Origin of the sequence: Methylobacillus draconifructus, from assembly GCF_045984355.1 — a bacterium.
Taxonomy (GTDB): domain Bacteria; phylum Pseudomonadota; class Gammaproteobacteria; order Burkholderiales; family Methylophilaceae; genus Methylobacillus; species Methylobacillus flagellatus_A.
Genome location: NZ_JBJQII010000003.1, coordinates 186,353 through 204,578, shown reverse-complemented (window position 1 = coordinate 204,578; position 18,226 = coordinate 186,353). Strand labels below are relative to the sequence as shown.

Genomic DNA, 18,226 nt, shown 5'->3' with positions numbered 1-18,226 from the left:
CGGATGCCATCCTTTTTTATCGAGAAGGGCTTACTCGACGCCTTGGCTGGCCAGGTAGTCCTCGTAATTGCCGAGGAAGTCGACAATGCCGTCCGGCTTCACTTCCAGGATACGCGTGGCAAGGGAGCTGACGAACTCGCGGTCATGGCTGACGAAAATCAGCGTGCCCTTGTACTTGTCCAGCGCGGTATTGAGCGCCTCGATGGATTCCATATCCATGTGGTTGGTCGGTTCATCCATCAACAGCACGTTGGTGCGGGCCAGCATCAGCTTGCCGTAGAGCATGCGGCCTTTCTCGCCGCCGGATAGCACCTTGACCGATTTCTTCGTGTCCTCGCCGGAGAACAGCAAGCGCCCCAGCATGCTGCGCACGGACTGGTCGTCGTCGCCGGGCTGGGTATGCAATGTCATCCAGTCGAACAATGATTCGCCGTTCTCGAACTCGTATTCGTGATCCTGCGCGTAGTAGCCGATCTTGGCTTTTTCCGCCCACTTGACGCTGCCGTGGTTGGGCTGGATGTCGCCCGCGATGCAGCGCAGCAGGGTGGTCTTGCCCACGCCGTTCTCGCCGATGATGGCGATGCGCTCGCCGGCTTCCACCATGAGGTTGAAATCGTTGAACAAGGGTTTGTCGTAGCCATGGCTGAGCTTCTCAATTTCCACGGCCTGGCGGTGCAGCTTTTCCCTGTCGTCGAACTCGAAGCGGATGAACGGGTATTGGCGGCTGGAAGGCTTGAATTCCTCGATCTTGATCTTGTCGATCATCTTCAGGCGGCTCGTGGCCTGCTTGGCCTTGGACTTGTTGGCGGAGAAGCGGCGCACGAAATCCTGCAGCTCGGCCACCTTTTCCTTGGCGCGGGCGTTGTCCTTGGCGGCCTGGGCACGCGCGGCGGTGGAGGCCTCCATGTAGTCGTCGTAATTGCCCGGGTAGACCTTGAGCGTGCCGTAATCCATGTCGCAGGTATGCGTACAGACCTGGTTGAGGAAGTGCCGGTCGTGCGAGATGATGATCATGGTGCAGTCGCGGTTGTTGAGCACGTCTTCCAGCCAGCGGATGGTGTTGATGTCCAGGTTGTTGGTCGGTTCGTCCAGCAGCAATACGTCGGGGTTGGCGAACAGCGCCTGCGCGAGCAGCACGCGCAGCTTCCAGCCCGGCGCCACGGAACTCATGAGGCCGTTGTGCTGGTCGGTGGGGATGCCCACGCCCAGCAGCAGTTCGCCCGCACGCGCCTCGGCGGTGTAGCCGTCGTACTCGGCAAACACGGTTTCCAGCTCAGCGGCCTTCATGTAATCGTCTTCGGTGGCTTCCGGGTTCATGTAGATTTCGTTCTTCTCTACATTGGCCTTCCACATTTCCTCGTGCCCCATCATCACCACGTCCAGCACGCGCTGGTCTTCATAGGCAAACTGGTCCTGGCGCAGGAACGCCATGCGCTCGTTCACGTCGAGCGCGACATTGCCGGCGGTTGGCTCCAGCACGCCGGCCAGGATTTTCATGAAGGTGGACTTGCCGCAGCCGTTGGCGCCGATCAGGCCGTAGCGATTGTTGTCGCCGAACTTGACCGAGACATTCTCGAACAAGGGCTTGGCACCGAACTGCATGGTGATATTGTTTGCGATTAACACGTCGGTTGTATTCCTAAAGTAAAACTATCGATCAATGAATTAAAACTTGTTGCGGATGACGACTTCATCCAGTGCCAGCTGGCCGCCGCGCGGGCGAGGGGGCTGGATACCCTTGCCAATGGCGACAAACATCGCCGGGATATGGTCGGCAGGCAGATTGAGCAGCTTGGCGACCGCGTCGAAATCAAACCCGTCCATCGGGCAAGAGTCATAGCCCAGCTCCTTGGCAGCCAGCATCAGCGTGGCGGCCGCCATGCCGCAGGAGCGCATGCCCTCGTCGCGTTGCACCTGCTCCTTGCCGCGGTAGTAATTGTCGATGGCGTTGACCAAATAATCCTGCACAGGCTGTTCCGCATTACGCCAGTAGCGGCGCGGTTCCTTTTCCCAGGCTTTCAGGTCCGCCGTCAGCACCACCAGCAACGAGGCATCCGTGACTTGCGCCTGGTCCCAGCTGGCGGCGCGGACTTGTTTGCGCAGCTCAGGATCCTGCACCAGCACGAAGCGCCAGTTCTGGATATTGAATGCCGTCGGCGAGAGCACGGCGAGCGACATCAATTTCTCTATCTCCGCCTCTGGCATCACATGGCTGGCGTCATAGGCTTTTACCGAGCGGCGGCTTTCAATCGCCTCAATCACATTCATGTACCGAATTCCTCAATAGTGGATTGCAATAATTTCCAGTTCCAGGTCGCCTGCCGGGCGATGCCAGGCCACGCTGTCGCCGACTTTCTGCCCGATCAGCGCCTTGGCCAGCGGCGATACCCAGCTGACGCGGTTGGCGGCGATGTCGGCTTCGTCCTCGCCCACGATCATGAAGGTATGAACATCGCCATTCTCATCTTCGACTTCCACCGTCGCGCCGAACAGGACGGTATCGGCTGGCTGTGCGGCAGGGTCGACCAGGATGGCGGACTCCAGCCTGGCATGAAGATAGCGCAGGTCGCGGTCTATCATGGCCAGCCGTTGCTGCGCCACCGGGTCTTCCTTGCGCTGCGCGAGCGGAAGGCGCTCCTGCTCCAACTCGCCGGCCTGCAGCTGCAATTGCTTGAGGCCATGCGGGGTGACGTAATTGGGATGCGGGCTGATCGGGCGTTCCGGCAGATCCGTGCCGGCATGCTCCAGGTCATCCTCTTTTACAAATCCACGGCTCATGGCGTGACCTATAAAACGTTGAATTATAACTCAAGTAGAGTGAGGCGCAGCGCCTTATTCCTGACGTGGAACAGAAGGTTTATTTTTAATGGCGAAAATGATGGGGCGGGGAAACACAATGTCATGAATATGCATCAGTACATAATGTTTACAAGCCGGGAAAGCAGAAAATAAAAAACGCGACCGGCAGGTCGCGTTGGTGTGAAGCTCGGTGGGTCGAGCCATCCATACTACCGAAATGTGATATTCAGAAATAATTCAAACCCAGCGCGGCCTTCACCTCGTCCATGGTCTTGGCGGCGACTTCGCGTGCTTGCTCCGTACCTTCACGCAGCAATTGCAGGATGTAGCCCTTGTCTTCAGCCAGCTCGGCACGGCGGGTACGGATCGGTTCCAGCAGTTCCTGCAGTACGGCTTCCAGGCGCTTTTTCACGATGCTGTCGGCCAGGCCGCCGCGGGTATAGTGCGCTTTCAGTTCGGCTACTGCAGCCTTGTCGGTGTCGAACGCGTCCAGGTAGGTGAAGGCGATGTTGCCTTCCACGTGCCCCGGGTCTTCGATCTTGAGATGCAGCGGGTCGGTGTAGACTTTCTTCACCGCCTTGCTGACTTCGTCCGCACTTGCACCGAGGTTGATGACGTTGCCCAGGGACTTGCTCATTTTGGCTTTGCCGTCGATGCCTGGTAAGCGGCCAATTTCCGGCACCAGAGCCTTGGTTTCCACCAGGATTTCCTGCTTGGTCGTTGGGTTTTTGTACTGGCGGTTGAAGCGGCGCACGATCTCGTTGGTCTGCTCGATCATCGGGATCTGGTCTTCGCCCACCGGCACCAGGGTCGCCTTGAAGGCGGTGATGTCCGCAGCCTGGCTTACGGGATAGGTGAGGAAGCCAGCGGGGATGTCGCGCTCGAAATCGCGCAGGCGGATTTCTTCCTTCACTGTCGGGTTGCGTTCGAGCCGAGCGACCGTCACCAGGTTGAGGTAGTAGAAGGCAAGTTCGGTAAGTTCGGGCACCTGCGACTGGATGAAGATGGTGGACAGCTTGGGGTCGATGCCGACCGCCAGGTAATCCAGGGCCACCTCGATCACGTTGCGGTGCACCTTGTCGATATCATCCATATTGTCGGTGAGCGCCTGAGCGTCGGCGAGCATGATGTACTGCTTGTATTCATGCTGGTAATGCACGCGGTTGCGCAGGCTGCCAACGAAATGCCCGAGATGCAGCGGGCCGGTCGGGCGGTCGCCCGTGAGGATAATGGGTTTTGTGCTCATCGTCTTGTTCTCATTTGTCTGAAGCTAGGCAAGCAGGCAGGGTGATGATGTGACTCAATCACTCCCACTCGATCGTTGCCGGAGGCTTGCCGGAGATATCGTATACCACGCGGTTGATGCCGCGCACTTCGTTGATGATGCGGTTGGATACCTTGCCCAACAGGTCGTAAGGCAATTCGGCCCAGTGCGCGGTCATGAAGTCGGTGGTGACCACTGCGCGCAGGGCGACCACGTAGTCATAGGTGCGGCCGTCGCCCATCACGCCGACCGACTTGACCGGCAGGAACACGGCAAAGGCCTGTGAGGTCTTGTCGTACCATGACTTGCCGTCCGCATCCTTGTTGTTGCGCAGCTCCTCGATGAAGATATGGTCGGCCTGGCGCAGCAGGTCTGCGTATTCGCGCTTGACCTCGCCCAGGATGCGCACGCCGAGGCCGGGGCCGGGGAAGGGGTGGCGGTAGACCATCTCGTGCGGCAGGCCGAGGGCAATGCCGAGCTCGCGGACTTCGTCCTTGAACAGTTCGCGCAATGGTTCGAGCAATTGCAGCTTCAGGGTGTCGGGCAGGCCGCCCACGTTGTGGTGGCTCTTGATGGTGTGGGCCTTCTTGGTCTTGGCGCCGGCGGACTCGATCACGTCCGGGTAGATGGTGCCCTGCGCCAGCCATTTGGCGTTGGGCAGCTTGGCGGATTCCGCCTGGAATACTTCCACGAATTCGCGGCCGATGATCTTGCGCTTGGCTTCCGGGTCGTTGACGCCTGCCAGGTCGCCGAGGAATTTGGCACTGGCGTCGACGTGGATCACCTTGACGCCGAGGTTGTTGCCGAAGGTTTCCATGACCTGCTCGGCCTCGTTGAGGCGCAGCAGGCCGTTGTCGACGAAGACGCAGGTCAGCTGGTCGCCGATCGCGCGGTGGATCAATGCTGCGGCAACGGATGAATCCACGCCGCCGGAAAGGCCGAGGATGACTTCGTCGCTACCGACTTGCTCGCGGATGCGCTGCACTGCGGTTTCCACATAGTCAGGCATGTTCCAGCTCTGGTCGCAGCCGCAGATGCCGTGCACGAAGCGGTTGAGCAGGGCCTTGCCTTGCCTGGTATGGGTGACTTCGGGGTGGAACTGCACTGCATAGAAACGGCGGCTTTCATCCGCCATCCCGGCAATCGGGGTGGAGCTATTGCTGGCAATGATCTTGAAGCCTTCGGGCAAGGCCGTGACCTTGTCGCCGTGGCTCATCCAGACGTCCAGCAGGCCGTGGCCCTCGGCGTTGCTTTTGTCCTGGATGTCCTTGAGCAGGGCGGAGTGTCCCTGGGCGCGGAGCTCGGCATAGCCGAACTCGCGCTTGGCGGCATTTTCCACTGAGCCGCCGAGCTGTGCCGCCATGGTCTGCATGCCGTAGCAGATGCCCAATACGGGCACGCCCAGCTCGAATACGCTTTGCGGGGCACGCGGGGTTTCATCCTCGTAGACGGAGTTGGGGCCGCCTGACAGGATGACGCCAGCAGGGTTGAAGTCGCGGATGAAGTCATCGCTGACATCCCACGAATGCAACTCACAGTAAACATTGGCTTCGCGCACGCGGCGGGCGATCAGTTGGGTGTATTGGGAGCCGAAATCGAGAATCAGAATTTTTTGTTGCATGGAAGCTCAAGCGCTGGGAATAAGGTTGAAGGGTGACCGGCCAAGTAACATCAGCTCGCTTGGCATCAGTCGGAAAGGTAATACTCTACCGTGGACACCACGCGGACTTTCTTGATATGCGCGGTGCCGGCGTCTCGGTTCTCTATGCTGAACGTGCCCTGGTTGGCGCGTTTGATCTTGCCCAGCGTGCTGTCGGAATCCTTGGCGAACTTGTTGGCGGATTCGCGCGCGCTCTTGGTGGCTTCTTCGATCATGGCGGGCTTGATCTCGTTCAGCTTGCTGTAGATAAATTGCGTATTGTAGCTGTCGCCCGCAATCGGGATGCCTTGCTGGCCCAGTTCGGCGACCTTGATCATGGTGTCCCGCACCTTGTCGACCTGGGCGGAGTACACCGTGATGGTGGAGCTGGCGGTGTAGCGGTACCTGGCATTGGCGCCGGCGTCGCCATATTCGCGCGCCTGCTTGTCCACGACGGAAGGCGCGGAGACGCTCGCTTCGTCAGCGCTGAAGCCGTTGCCCTTCAGGAAGGCGAGCACGCTGGCGTTCTTTTGCTGGATGTTCTGGTACAAGGCGCTGAGGTCGTTGTCCGCGACGCTGAATGTAATCGGCCAGATCGCGATATCGGCCTTGACTTCACGTTCGGACAGGCCCTTGACTTCCACCGTACGCTCGAGCTGCTTGATTTGCAGCGCGCTATGCGCAAGCTGGTAGCCGAGACCGCACAACCCTGCGAACAGCAGCACGCCAAGAATGGCATAAGCAGGGATGGATGCGGTCTTTTCGGTTGCCATGGCTTTCTCGCTGGTTAGTCGACGCGGTAGTTGGGGGCTTCTTTGGTGATCTGCACGTCATGCACGTGGGATTCGCGCATGCCCGCCGCCGTGATCTGCACGAACTCGGCACGGGTACGCATTTCCTCGATGGTGCTGCAGCCGACGTAGCCCATGGAGGCGCGCAGGCCGCCCATCAGCTGGTGGATCACCGCGAGCACGCTGCCCTTGTATGGCACGCGGCCTTCGATGCCTTCAGGCACCAGCTTGTCGGCATTGCCGTTGTTGTCCTGGAAGTAGCGGTCGCTGGAGCCTTTTTCCATCGCGCCGATGGAGCCCATGCCGCGGTAGGACTTGTAGGAACGGCCCTGGAACAGCTCGATTTCGCCTGGCGCTTCCTCGGTGCCGGCGAACATGCCGCCCAGCATGACGGAATAGGCGCCTGCCGCAATCGCCTTGGAAATGTCGCCGGAGAAGCGGATGCCGCCGTCGGCGATGAAGGGCACGCCAGTGCCGCGCAAGGCTTCTTCCACGTTGCTCACTGCGCTGATTTGCGGCACGCCGACGCCGGCCACTATGCGGGTGGTACAGATGGAGCCGGGGCCGATGCCGACCTTGACGCCGTCGGCACCGGCATCGACCAATGCCTTGGCCGCGCTGGCGGTGGCAATGTTGCCGCCGATCACTTGCACTTGCGGGAAATTCTTCTTGACCCAGTTGACGCGGTCCAGCACGCCCTGGGAGTGGCCGTGGGCGGTGTCCACCACGATGACGTCCACGCCGGCCTCTGCCAATGCGGCGACGCGGTCTTCGGTGCCGTCACCGACGCCGACGGCGGCGCCGACGCGCAGGCGGCCCTTTTCGTCCTTGCAGGCATTGGGGTGATCGCTGGACTTCTGGATGTCCTTGACGGTGATCAGGCCCTTGAGCTCGAACGCGTCGTTGACCACCAGCACGCGCTCCAGGCGGTGTTTGTGGAGAAGCGCGGTGGCTTCTTCCAGGCTGGCGCCTTCACGCACTGTCACCAGGCGTTCGCGCGGGGTCATGATGTTGGAGATGGCCTGGTCGAGATTGTTCTCGAAGCGCAGGTCGCGGTTGGTGACGATGCCGACTACCTTGTTGCCGTCCACGACCGGCAGGCCCGAAATCTTGTGCTGGCGGGTCAGCGCCAGTACATCGCGTACGGTGAGGTTGGGCTGGATGGTGACCGGGTCGATCACGACGCCGGACTCGAAGCGCTTCACGCGTGAAACGTGCGCTGCCTGGTCGGCAATGGTCATGTTCTTATGCACGATCCCCATGCCGCCTTCCTGGGCCAGCGCGATCGCCAGAGGCGCTTCCGTCACGGTATCCATGGCGGCGGAGATCAGGGGAATATTGAGTGTGATGGAACGGGTAAGCTTGGTAGCGAGGCTTACTTCGCGGGGCAGCACGTTGGAGTGTGCAGGTACCAGTAAAACATCGTCGAAGGTAAGCGCTTGTTGCAACAGACGCATAAAATATCTTTCCGGCAAAAGGCAATTATACCGGGTAGTGCCGTCATGGTAAATCTCCCCGACATTTTGCCGATAATGATTTGGGAGCCGAGTTTTTCAATTGACGGCAAGGATGAAGCTGCTTACTGTGTGGGCGGGATTTCGATGATTCGGGGGGTTCATGAGTAAAGCTCGATGGCTGGCATTCGTGATGATGATGGTATTGCCGTGGATGGCGCATGCCCAGGTATACAAGTGGAAAGACAAGAACGGCGTCACGCTGTACTCCGATTCGCCCCCGCCTGGCAATGTGCCTTACGAGCTGGTGGACAACGTCAGGTCCGCGCCTAAAACAGCCGCTACTCCCTCGGGCAATGCCGAGTCCCAAGCTGCGCGCAATGCCGCCGCCTTGCGCCGCCAGGCAGAGGCCGAGCAGGAACGGCGCAATGACGAAAAGAAAAGGGCGGAAGACGAGGCTAGGAAAACAAATTGCCAGAACGCCAGGGCGAATTACCAGAATTTCAAGGTGGGTGGGCGTATCTACAAGATGACGCCCGAAGGCGAACGCGAATACCTGGGGGACGAGGATATACAGCGCGGCCTGGAAGAGGCCACCAAGGAAGTGAAGCAATATTGCTCGGATGAAGAGTAGCTAAACAGTCCGCTATCTAGCATGCCCCGTGCTTTGTAGGGCATGCCCAATGAATGGCCAGGGCGCAGACTCAACGCGTCCTGACCGCAACAGGCGGGGCCTTGCGCCGCACTTTCCTGGCGGTGGCGTTTTGCTTGGCGCGGTTGCGCCTCGCTAGTTTCGGGTCTGCCTGCAGCGGCCGGTAAATCTCCACCCGGTCGTGCGCCTGCAGCACGGTATTGGCCGCCACCGCCTTGCCAAATATGCCTAGCTTGCTTGTTTCGATATCCAGTCCGGAAAAGTGCCCGGCAATGCCGGATTGCCTTACGGCCTCGATTGCCGTTGTGCCGGGCTCCACTTCCAGTTTCAGTATCAGCTGCTTGGCCGGCAACGCATAGGCGACCTCGATGGCAAGCTTGGCGCTCATGGCGTCTTGTTGTCGCTTTCCGCCCGCTGCACGAAGGCTTCGACGAAGGTATTGGCGATATGGCTGAAGACCGGTGCGATCAGTTTTTCCAGTATGATGCTCGAGAATTCATATTGCAGCTTGAATTGCACCTTGCACGCATCGTCTGCCAGCGGGATGAAATGCCAGAAACCTTCGAGGTGCTTGAACGGGCCGCTCTTGAGGCGGATTTCCATGCTGGTGGGAAACACCTTGTGGTTTTCCGTGGTGAAGTTCTGCTTGAGGCCGTGGTAGTCGATATGAAGCGTGGCCTCGGTCACGGCTTCGTCCCGGCGGTGCAGGTCCACGCCGCCGCACCAGGGCAGAAAGCGCGGATAGGATTCCACATCGTCCACCAGATTAAACATGCGCTCTGCGGAATGCCCGACCAGGACTGTTTTTTCAACCTGTGCCATTCGTGTTGCGATCTAGAGTAAAATGCCGATTTTAAGTCATATTTTCCGGTTGCTAGCAAAATGGCGTGAATTGACCTGCCATCGCATATCAAGCCAGGCGGGAAAACGCCCGGGCACCGGCCTCACATTGAAGCAGCAAACACCATGAGTATCGCTCAGAACAAAAAAGCGTTTCACGATTATTTCATCGAGGAAAAATACGAAGCCGGGATTGTGCTGGAAGGCTGGGAAGTGAAGGCGATCCGTGAAAACCGCATCCAGCTCAAGGAAGCCTACGTCATCATCCAGCGCGGCGAGATCTACCTAATCGGTTGCCATGTGACGCCGTTGGGCTCCGCGTCCACCCACGTACGTCCCGATGCGATCCGTACGCGCAAATTGCTGCTGCACTCCGAGCAGATCGCCAAGCTGATCGGCAAGGTCGAGCGTGCCGGCTATACCCTGGTGCCGCTGGACATGCATTACACCCGCGGGCGCATCAAGGTGCAGATCGGCCTGGCCAAGGGCAAGAAGCAATACGACAAGCGCCACAGCGAGAAGGAAAAAGACTGGAAGCGCGAGCAAAGCTCGCTGATGAAGAAATACGTCAAAACCCAGGCCGGTTCCTGACCGGCTGTATCTCGGAATCATCTGACACGCATCATGGCGATGCGCTGACTGTCCATGGTTCAGCTCCCTGGTATGGTGTGGCTGGTACATTCACCGGGGACACGACAATGAACATCTTCGAAGCCTTGCGGCAAAGCCATGAGCGTCAGCGCGACCTGCTCGCGCAATTGGTCAATACCAGCGGGGACACGCCCGAGCGCAAGCAGCTATTCCTGGACGTCCAGCTTGAAATCGAGGCCCACGAGAGGGCGGAGGAGCGGCATTTCTACCGTCCCATCATGATGGACGACAACGGTATTGACCCTTCCCGGCATGGGATCGCGGAACATCACGAGATCGACGAAATCCTGGAATTGCTGAACGAGACCGAACTTTCCTCCCCGGCATGGCTGGTGCATGCCAAGGAGTTGCAGCACAAGGTGCTGCATCATCTGGAGGAGGAGGAACACAAGTTTTTCCAGATGGCGGGCAAGATCCTCAACCAGCAGGAAAAACAGCAGCTTTCAACCAAGTACCTGCGTGACTACGAAGAGGCGCTTGCGCAATAATAGCCTTGCTATGACTTGCCGCGCCGGAATTCCCAGGGCGGAACCGGTTTAGCGTCCTGCCATAGCCCCTGCTTGTCGCGCTTGGCCTGGTATTCTGCCTGGGCGTAGCTTGAGCGGTCTTCGGGCTCCTGTTCCCGCTCGAAATACTTGTAGTGCCAGGCCATGCCTTTCTGGATTTGCTGCAGGTTGATATCCTGCCCGTTGTAGACCACCTTGCCGACAATCCGGCCATAATCGTCCCGCTTGTTCCAGTCCACGGTGACCTGTTTGCCATTGATGGCGCGGTTGAGCGCCACGCGCGATTGCTTGCCATATGCCTGGTTTTTTTCGGGGGCGTCTATGCCCAGCAACCTGATCTTGTGCTGGGTATTGTTCACCATGATGGTAAGGGTGTCGCCGTCCGCAATATGGATGACCTTGCCGGTCAGCGTTTCGGCATGCACATTGAAAGCGAGCAGTGCGCTAGCCAACACCTTTAGCAAGAGTGTTTTGCCGCGCATGCCGGTTGCGGATATATCGGAAATGGCAGGTTTCATGGGTGGATTATTGCGCGCATGACGTCCCATTGTCCAGAACGGGGAGCCTGATCAGCCGATGCTCTGCAGCATCAGCTGATCATTCCAGTCAATCATTGGCTTGATAAAGGATTCAGGCTGGAAGCCGCCCGATTATAAAGTCAGTATCCACTGGACGATGGCCTTGATGTCTTCATCCTTGACGTGGGCATTGGGCGGCATCGGCATGTCGCCCCAGCTGCCGCTGCCGCCGGCCTTGACCTTGGCGACCAACCTGGCCTCGGCACCTTTGTCGTTTTTGTATTTTGCCGAGACTTCCTTATAGGACGGGCCCAGAACTTTTTTATCCACGTTGTGGCAGGCAAGACAGCCGCTTTTTTTCGCCAATGCTTGCGCTGCGCCTTCATCCGCTGCGTTCGCCGATCCGCCACAGAGCAGCGCATGTGCCATGAATCCTGCGCATAGGAATTTTTTCATATGTCACTTTCTCCAGATGTTGTTATTGGGTAAACCTTGATGCAATGCCTGGAAAACCATTTTTCAGGCATTGTTTAAATGATAGGGCGTCGTGCCGGCTTTATGAATGCGGCAAATTGTCACGGAGGGGCATTGAGCTGACCTGCAGTCCGCAGTGAATGCAGCAAAAAATTGATAAAGAAAAGCCCGCAGGGAGCGGGCGTTTAATGAAGAGCTTCCCTCGAGGCTTACGCGGGATACATCACTTCGGCTGTCCAGGAAGCTTGCGGTTGCGAATGCAATTGCCAGAATTGCTCCGCAATGTCTTTTGCCTCTTTCGATTCCGGCGAGACAAAAGTGGCGACCGTGACAGTGGCAATATGCACATTCTTTTGCTTGGCGGACTCGAATAGACCCAGTGCGATGGTGCGTGTGCCGGCCTTGCCGATACTCAGGGATAGATAGTCCGGGCTGGGGTAGAGCGCAAAGCCGCCGCCTGTGATGAGGATGGTGCCTTGCCCGCGGCTTTCCTGCCTAGGCTTGACTGCCTGAACTGCGGCAAGCGCTCCCCCAATGTTGACGGCGAGATCGCTGACGAAACTATCCGCAGGTTGCGCTTCCACTGTTGCCTGGCGAAGATTGGCCGCGTTGTAGTGCAGAACGTCTATGGCCCCAAGGGTATTCTCAATCTCATCGACCAAGGCGATTACACTTGCCGGGTTGCTGGCGTCGACTGTGCGCACCTCCACCTGGTGATTCGCTTCCCGCAATGCCTTGGCCAGCGCATCAAGCTTGTCCGCATTGCGGGCGCTGAGCACTACGCGGTAGCCTTCCCGGGCAAAACGCGCTGCGGTTTCAAACCCGATTCCAGGGCCTGTGCCAATGCTTAAGAAAGTTTTCATCTCCATCTCCATGTCAAATTGAAGGGATATTGTATAGATGTGGAATCAATGGATAATGGATGGTTTCAGCAAATGAAAACTGCAGAAAATGCATGAATTGCTAAGCCGTGTCTCCCTGGATGAGCTTGTCGCCTTTATGGCAGTGGCGGAAACCAGTAGTTTTTCCGCCGCCGCCAAGCGCATTGGGAGGGATGCCACCATCCTGTCCCGCAGGGTGAGCCAGCTGGAAAGCCGCCTCGGCGTGCGGCTGTTGACTCGCACCACCCGGCGGGTGGTATTGACGGAGGTGGGCAATTTCTACTACCCGCGCATACGCACCATTATCGATGAACTGGATGCCGCCAGCCTTGAAGCCAGCAGTTTCGCCTCCAGCCCGCAGGGGCTACTGCGCATATCGCTGCCGCTCACATTCGGCAAGCAATGGATAGCTCCGCTTATTCCAGGCTTCATCGCGCAACACCCACGGATCAAGGTAGACGTCAGGTTCACCGACCGCCTGGTAGACCTCGTGGCCGAAGGCTACGACATCGCGATCAGGCTGGGCTCTTCCTTGAGTAGCAGTTCGCTGACTGCGAAGAAAATTGCGCCATTCCGCTACGTGCTGCTTGCCGCTCCCAAATTCATCGCAGAGCATGGGCTTCCTGCCGGCCCTGAAGATTTGGCGCATTATCCTTGCCTGGGTTTCACCAGCCTGTCGACCTGGCCTGAATGGAGGTTGAAGAACGGCGCTCAACGAAAGACGATCCGCCCAGAAGGGCCGCTGGTGACCGATAACTCAGAAGCCTTGCTCCTGGCTGCTATCCAAGGCGCCGGTATCATACTCACTGCGGATTGGTTAGCTGCTGCCGCAATACGTGAAGGAGCATTGATCGAAGTCCTGCCTGGATGGGAGGGGGCGGGGGAAGGCGGGATTTATGCAGTAATGCCGCCTGGACGCCTCATTCCGACAAAAACCAGGCTCTTCGTGGATGAAATCACTGCATCAATACGCAAGGGGTTAGGCTGATCAAACAATCATTGATGAGCGAATATGCAGTTCTCTTCCGTAGACATCGGCCTCAAGCTTGTCTCAAGCTGTTCCACTGTAAGGGAATGTCGGACTATGTCCGATAGTGACGATACGGCTCCGAAGATAGTATTGCTTAAGCGGATTGTTATTCCTTATGGATAGGCCGGAGATGGAGGTTTCCACGCCATACGCCTCATCGGATGCTGGGAACCCAAGCTATAAGCTATTGAGGAGATTGGATACGATGACTCGGAAGAACCTGTCGAACATCCTGATTTTTATCATTCTTTTATCCGTATTCAGCGGGCTGGGGCTGTGCCTGTTCTACTCTTTGTCGATACCGGTAAAGTGACCTTGCCAGGAAATCTAAAAATAAAAAAACCTGCTGTTCAAAAAGAGATGAAAACAGGTTTTTTTATTTCGTAGCAGAGCCTTAAAAGACCAGTGCGGCAGATGGAGTTGCCGGCCTCATTATTAACGGTTGAAGAGTAGAGATATTTCTTTTCGGATCGGAATACCTCTTTTATCAATGTTGCTCCCGCGGCGGTTCTGGTTCAACAGGCTCTTCTGCTAGTGGAACTGTCATCCATTTGCTGGGGTTGTTGTCTCCATCAGCCTGATCCTCGGCAGCACGCTGCTCTATAACGCGTGCCTGCGACTCGAGTTCGGTACGGGCTGGCTCAGGCAGTGGTGGTTCCGGTCCGATAACGCGATAAATGCCTATGCCGGCCAGCACGGCAATGAACAAGCCTAATAGGGTCCGTTGCAGAGAACTCAAACGGCGCTTGTCTGGTGTGCTCATCTTTAGACCTCTCGTGTAAGGGGTAAAACCATACGACAATCAATATGCGCCAAGGTGCCGTCCAGCATTTCATTGGCGTTTCACAGTTTCATTGATTGATGCCATATTCTTTTTCGATAGCGGTAAGCGGCCAAGAGATTTTTGCGTGCCAGAATGTAAGACAACGCCCGATAGTGAAAATGAAATTCCCTCTATATGATCCTTCTTAAAATGATTCAACAAGTTAAGGATAAACAATGGAAAACCTAAAGGGAGACACTATGCGACCAGAGCTTGAACCTTGGATTGCGCTGGGATTGGCTTTTGTTGGGACGTTGTTGATGGGTGTCATTTGTTGGATGTATCAGTTTTACCTCACTTGACCTTAAGTCGTTACGTAGGAGGTTGGTATGCTGAGTCGACAAGAAGTCGCCGAAATTAGCATTTGGGTGCTCATTCTGTTAATGATCAATGGCGTGGGGCTATTCGTGTTTTACCAATTAATGTCCTACGCAGAGTGAGCCTATGCCCGGCGGCGTAAAATACATCAATCCCAAGGGCGAGGATTTAGAGATTTACTTTCCCGATCCCCAAGCTTATCTGCCCGTACAGCGTAAGTTGGGCCTAATCGAATGGTTGAAGTGGGGCAAGCGTGACGAGGAAACCGCTCCCGAGCTTGCTGAGTTCCTGCAAGGAGGATGGGCTCGCAAGGATTTGCTTGATGCTGGTGAATGGAAACAGTTAGACACAGAGATCGTGAGCCTGGCTGTGCATGCCTTTATGGAAAAGGACGAAGACAACGCTCCACTCTGGTTTGAGGTTCCCCAGGGGCATGCGATCCAGGCGTTGATTATTAAAGAGCACAATGAAGAACGTGTCTATGTGATCATCTCTGATCCGCCCTTGGAATATTCCTGGTTGCATGATGGATGGCCCTTGTTGGCTTCGATAGACCAGTTGACCGGTTGACTAAGCGGGCAAAGCGACAAAACCTGTCTTCAGTGTTCCCTGAAGGACAATGTAAGACAAAAGCCGATGTTTGCCAGTGAGAATCACGTTTATGCTTGATAGCGCTGGTTGGCTCAGGCGGGATATTAATGGCTTCCCCCCAGACATTTGCTCCTAGTTCATGGTTGAGCCGATCAGCAACTCCTCTACAAAGCCCCTGGCTACTTGATAGTCCAGTATTAATCCCCATTTGGCAAACGTCAAGACATGACAAACACGCGCGGGAAATCTGAAGAAAGGTTATAATCCGCCTCCCGGCTCTCGTGAGAACTTTCATTCTCAAGGGGAGTCATACGATAGCTTTAAACCATCAGGGGCCGACCAGGTTTCGACGTGGGTTGCAAAGCAGCGCAGGGCATACCGAGGCCTAGTCACCTCGTAAATAAACTAGAACAAGTATAGTCGCAAACGACGAAACTTACGCTCTAGCCGCTTAATCCCGGCTGGACGCTGCACCGGAAGGCCTCTCGGCCGGGCGGGTAACCGCAGCAGCGTCATTTAGAGAGGATCGTGTTGTATTGGGTTACTTAATACAACATTAAATCCAAGGTAACTCGCCTGCTGTTCGCTTGCTCGTTGGTGGGCATCAGGTTAAATCAAACAACACAGCTAAGTATGTAGAACTGTCTGTGGAGGGCTTGCGGACGGGGGTTCGATTCCCCCCGGCTCCACCAAATACTAATTCAGCGCAATTCAAAGCGGTACACAAACCCCGGTAATCCCAGTGATTCCGGGGTTTTTGTTTATTTCCTTTCAAACAAGGAGTTATGAGATAACTTTGGGTAACAGGACTTACCCATTTATATTTGATGCAAATAAGTTTAACGCTTTTAAAGCAGCCTATTGTCTTGAAGCGGTCAGCGATCTCCCGCAGGAGATTATGGGAAAGAAAACATTGGGGCAAGATCAGTTCGCACTACGAATTCCATCATTAAAAAACAGCATTCAAAATCCATTCTCATATTTTGATGATTTCTCAGAATCAGCCTGCGGTAACTCAGATAATGCCTCAATGACTACCCGATACTCAGGCTCGCGAAAATGCTGTCTTAAACCGTCAAGGATATGATACTGCGCATCTTCACTCCAAGGCGTGAAAAACAAAGGCCAGTAAGCTGATTTGGGGCCGCCCCACGTACTTGGGGTTTTAAGGAGTTGTTCCACAATTACTCGATATTGTACTGTCATAAGGTAGGGCCGTTTTCAAAGCATGAGGCCAAGTGCGTCACTTAACCAGCAAAAGCATTATTATGGCAATAATCGAGATGGTGAGTGCTTTCAATTAATTGCTTCCCTATGGAGAGCGGTGTTTCCATTGCTTATGCTCAGTAATGGCCTCTTCAGGCTATCATTGGCCTACCGGCGCGCTACCTCGGAAAGGATGTACGGAAAGCAGGGCTAACCCTGCTTTCCTAATACAGAGTGAGGCTATTCGATCATTTCTTTACCTTGCCCTGCAGGTTTCGCGCTTCCGCTAAGTGATGCTGCAGGGTGGGCAAGGTCTTGGACGCCAATTTCTTGACGTCGGCATCGTCCGCTTCTTTCGAGGTTTCATCAAACAGCTTGACTGCATCTTCATGTGCGGCCACGCCTATTTCCTCTGCATAAGCTTCATCGAAATCCTTGCCGTCTTTGCTTTCCAGCAATTTGGCCTTTCCTTTTTGTACTAGGCTTGGTTCTGTTGGGATTTCAACGCCTTTCTGCTTGGCAAGGTCGCTCAATTCGCTGTATGCCTTCTTATGATCGGTAATCATGGTGTTGGCAAACTTGAGCACTTCCGGATTCTTGGACTTGGTCTTGGCAAGTTCACTAGCTGCGATTTCCGCCTTGCCCGCTTGAGCCGCATTTTCTATGAAGTGCTTATCGGCCATGGATAGATCAGCGGCAATCCCGGACGATGCGTATACCAATAATACAAACCCAAATATCAGGCAGGGCTTGGCTAATGCGTAAGGCAGTGTTTTCATTCTGGTCTCCCACTTGGATAATGAAGAGGGGAAACGTATCACTTTGAAATGGTTGCACTAATAAGAAGGTGTCTGATTGATATGTCGGAATTTAACAATATAGTCGTACTCCAGATGCCGTGATGCAATCAAGGCGCATTGCCGGTATAGGCAAGCTCAATCTCATCCATGAATAATCCGCAGGTCCAGCCAGACTGTGCGATGTGCATTTCGCCTACGCACGCCTCCTTAAGCTCCTACCCTTTTTCAAGCTTCTCTCGTACATCATCCTTGGCGTGAATGGTTCATAGTGATGTCGCTGGGTTTGATCAACAAAATATAAATCTAGGAGATACCATGACAAGAACTGTGACTGGATTATTCAAGGATAAGGATAGCGCCGAGCGCGCATATCTAAGTGCTACAAATGCTGGTTACCGGCCTGATGAGATCGATGTTGTCATGTCGGAAGAGACCCGTGAACGATTTTATGGCAAGGATACGACCCTTGTTACCGAGGTAGGCAACAAGTCAGCTGAAGGCGCTGCGGTAGGAGGGGCTATCGGCGCCTCTGTCGGCGCGATTGCGGGCGCAATCGCCGCTACCGGGACAGTGTTGGCGCTGCCTGGGCTCGGCTTGGTGATTGCTGGCCCTCTGGCGGCCGCAGTGGCTGGCGCTGGCGCGGGTGGCGTCTCCGCAGGGATCGTAGGAGCCTTGGTGGGCTGGGCCATTCCTGAGGACAGGCTCAAAGAATATGAGGAAGGCGTGAACAGGGGCGGGATACTGGTAGGCGTCCGCTCCCGCAGCGATGAGGATTCCCGTCGGTTCGCTGAGGACTGGGAATCCAACAAGGGTCATTATATCCATTCCTGATCAGGGGCCTCGCCCTTGTTGCCAAAACGCGCCTTGAAGGCGCGTTTTGCATATCTGGGAACCAGGAAAAGCTGAATAATAGGCTTGGGTTTGCAACCACCAAAGAGCTTCTCACCCCGTATGCTTATTTCTCCTAACTGGAGCGAGGGCCAAATCGC

Annotated in this window: 21 protein-coding genes and 1 other RNA gene; 7 read left to right on the top strand and 15 right to left on the bottom strand. The window is 55.9% G+C overall.

Annotated features, from left to right (window positions below):
• Positions 1-30 precede the first annotated feature (30 nt).
• From ACJSDX_RS07440 to guaB, 7 genes are all read right to left on the bottom strand, one after another.
• On the bottom strand, positions 31-1,626 hold the full coding sequence (locus ACJSDX_RS07440; RefSeq protein ID WP_407994161.1) for an ABC-F family ATPase: 1,596 nt from the start codon (positions 1,624-1,626) through the stop codon (positions 31-33).
• 39 nt (positions 1,627-1,665) lie between these two features.
• The gene (locus tag ACJSDX_RS07435; protein ID WP_407994160.1) at positions 1,666-2,268 is read right to left on the bottom strand and encodes a nitroreductase family protein; all 603 of its coding nucleotides are present in this window, start codon (positions 2,266-2,268) and stop codon (positions 1,666-1,668) included.
• Between the two features lie 12 nt (positions 2,269-2,280).
• Positions 2,281-2,778, bottom strand: a complete 498-nt coding sequence (locus ACJSDX_RS07430) for a GreA/GreB family elongation factor (protein ID WP_407994159.1) — start codon at positions 2,776-2,778, stop codon at positions 2,281-2,283.
• Between the two features lie 247 nt (positions 2,779-3,025).
• Complete coding sequence (trpS, locus tag ACJSDX_RS07425; protein WP_407994158.1) at positions 3,026-4,045, bottom strand: tryptophan--tRNA ligase; 1,020 nt, start codon at positions 4,043-4,045, stop codon at positions 3,026-3,028.
• A gap of 58 nt (positions 4,046-4,103) precedes the next feature.
• Positions 4,104-5,684 carry a glutamine-hydrolyzing GMP synthase gene (gene guaA / locus ACJSDX_RS07420; protein WP_407994157.1) on the bottom strand — a complete coding sequence of 527 codons (1,581 nt, stop codon included), beginning with the start codon at positions 5,682-5,684 and terminating at the stop codon, positions 4,104-4,106.
• Positions 5,685-5,749: 65 nt separating this feature from the next.
• Complete coding sequence (locus ACJSDX_RS07415; RefSeq protein WP_407994156.1) at positions 5,750-6,475, bottom strand: SIMPL domain-containing protein; 726 nt, start codon at positions 6,473-6,475, stop codon at positions 5,750-5,752.
• Positions 6,476-6,489: 14 nt separating this feature from the next.
• A complete protein-coding gene (guaB, locus tag ACJSDX_RS07410; RefSeq protein ID WP_309564942.1) occupies positions 6,490-7,950 on the bottom strand; it encodes an IMP dehydrogenase in 1,461 nt (486 codons plus the stop codon).
• 160 nt (positions 7,951-8,110) lie between these two features.
• Between guaB and ACJSDX_RS07405 the strand changes: the two genes are divergently transcribed.
• On the top strand, positions 8,111-8,581 hold the full coding sequence (locus ACJSDX_RS07405; protein WP_407994155.1) for a DUF4124 domain-containing protein: 471 nt from the start codon (positions 8,111-8,113) through the stop codon (positions 8,579-8,581).
• Positions 8,582-8,651: 70 nt separating this feature from the next.
• Here ACJSDX_RS07405 and ACJSDX_RS07400 read toward each other — a convergent pair whose 3' ends face one another.
• On the bottom strand, positions 8,652-8,987 hold the full coding sequence (locus ACJSDX_RS07400) for an RnfH family protein (protein WP_407994154.1): 336 nt from the start codon (positions 8,985-8,987) through the stop codon (positions 8,652-8,654).
• Positions 8,984-9,421 (bottom strand): type II toxin-antitoxin system RatA family toxin, encoded by a 438-nt coding sequence (locus tag ACJSDX_RS07395; protein WP_309564945.1) that lies wholly within the window; start codon positions 9,419-9,421, stop codon positions 8,984-8,986. The genes ACJSDX_RS07400 and ACJSDX_RS07395 overlap by 4 nt, the downstream gene beginning before the upstream one ends.
• A gap of 144 nt (positions 9,422-9,565) precedes the next feature.
• Between ACJSDX_RS07395 and smpB the strand changes: the two genes are divergently transcribed.
• Positions 9,566-10,030: an SsrA-binding protein SmpB gene (smpB, locus tag ACJSDX_RS07390; protein WP_309564946.1), complete on the top strand. Its 465-nt coding sequence runs from the start codon at positions 9,566-9,568 to the stop codon at positions 10,028-10,030.
• A gap of 107 nt (positions 10,031-10,137) precedes the next feature.
• Positions 10,138-10,578 (top strand): hemerythrin domain-containing protein, encoded by a 441-nt coding sequence (locus tag ACJSDX_RS07385; RefSeq protein WP_309564947.1) that lies wholly within the window; start codon positions 10,138-10,140, stop codon positions 10,576-10,578.
• Positions 10,579-10,586: 8 nt separating this feature from the next.
• On the opposite strand, the gene ACJSDX_RS07380 is transcribed toward ACJSDX_RS07385, so the two are convergent.
• The 3 genes from ACJSDX_RS07380 to ACJSDX_RS07370 all read right to left on the bottom strand — a co-directional run bounded on the left by ACJSDX_RS07380 (position 10,587) and on the right by ACJSDX_RS07370 (position 12,451).
• Complete coding sequence (locus ACJSDX_RS07380) at positions 10,587-11,114, bottom strand: thermonuclease family protein (protein WP_407994153.1); 528 nt, start codon at positions 11,112-11,114, stop codon at positions 10,587-10,589.
• 132 nt (positions 11,115-11,246) lie between these two features.
• Positions 11,247-11,570 (bottom strand): c-type cytochrome, encoded by a 324-nt coding sequence (locus ACJSDX_RS07375; RefSeq protein WP_407994152.1) that lies wholly within the window; start codon positions 11,568-11,570, stop codon positions 11,247-11,249.
• 227 nt (positions 11,571-11,797) lie between these two features.
• On the bottom strand, positions 11,798-12,451 hold the full coding sequence (locus ACJSDX_RS07370; RefSeq protein ID WP_407994151.1) for an SDR family NAD(P)-dependent oxidoreductase: 654 nt from the start codon (positions 12,449-12,451) through the stop codon (positions 11,798-11,800).
• 88 nt (positions 12,452-12,539) lie between these two features.
• On the opposite strand from ACJSDX_RS07370, the gene ACJSDX_RS07365 reads away from it, so the two are divergent.
• The gene (locus ACJSDX_RS07365; protein ID WP_407994150.1) at positions 12,540-13,457 is read left to right on the top strand and encodes a LysR family transcriptional regulator; all 918 of its coding nucleotides are present in this window, start codon (positions 12,540-12,542) and stop codon (positions 13,455-13,457) included.
• A 529-nt stretch (positions 13,458-13,986) separates the two neighbouring features.
• Here the strand turns inward: ACJSDX_RS07365 and ACJSDX_RS07360 are convergent.
• Positions 13,987-14,262 (bottom strand): hypothetical protein, encoded by a 276-nt coding sequence (locus ACJSDX_RS07360; RefSeq protein WP_309564951.1) that lies wholly within the window; start codon positions 14,260-14,262, stop codon positions 13,987-13,989.
• A 504-nt stretch (positions 14,263-14,766) separates the two neighbouring features.
• Here ACJSDX_RS07360 and ACJSDX_RS07355 point away from each other — a divergent pair.
• Together ACJSDX_RS07355 and ssrA are read left to right on the top strand one after the other, a co-directional pair.
• A complete protein-coding gene (locus ACJSDX_RS07355) occupies positions 14,767-15,210 on the top strand; it encodes a hypothetical protein (RefSeq protein WP_407994149.1) in 444 nt (147 codons plus the stop codon).
• 352 nt (positions 15,211-15,562) lie between these two features.
• Positions 15,563-15,923, top strand: a transfer-messenger RNA (tmRNA) gene (gene ssrA, locus ACJSDX_RS07350).
• 271 nt (positions 15,924-16,194) lie between these two features.
• On the opposite strand, the gene ACJSDX_RS07345 is transcribed toward ssrA, so the two are convergent.
• Both ACJSDX_RS07345 and ACJSDX_RS07340 read right to left on the bottom strand, forming a co-directional pair.
• A complete protein-coding gene (locus tag ACJSDX_RS07345) occupies positions 16,195-16,437 on the bottom strand; it encodes a hypothetical protein (RefSeq protein ID WP_407994148.1) in 243 nt (80 codons plus the stop codon).
• 248 nt (positions 16,438-16,685) lie between these two features.
• A complete protein-coding gene (locus ACJSDX_RS07340) occupies positions 16,686-17,216 on the bottom strand; it encodes a DUF4142 domain-containing protein (RefSeq protein ID WP_407994147.1) in 531 nt (176 codons plus the stop codon).
• 336 nt (positions 17,217-17,552) lie between these two features.
• On the opposite strand from ACJSDX_RS07340, the gene ACJSDX_RS07335 reads away from it, so the two are divergent.
• Positions 17,553-18,068 (top strand): hypothetical protein, encoded by a 516-nt coding sequence (locus ACJSDX_RS07335; RefSeq protein ID WP_407994146.1) that lies wholly within the window; start codon positions 17,553-17,555, stop codon positions 18,066-18,068.
• Positions 18,069-18,226 lie beyond the last annotated feature (158 nt).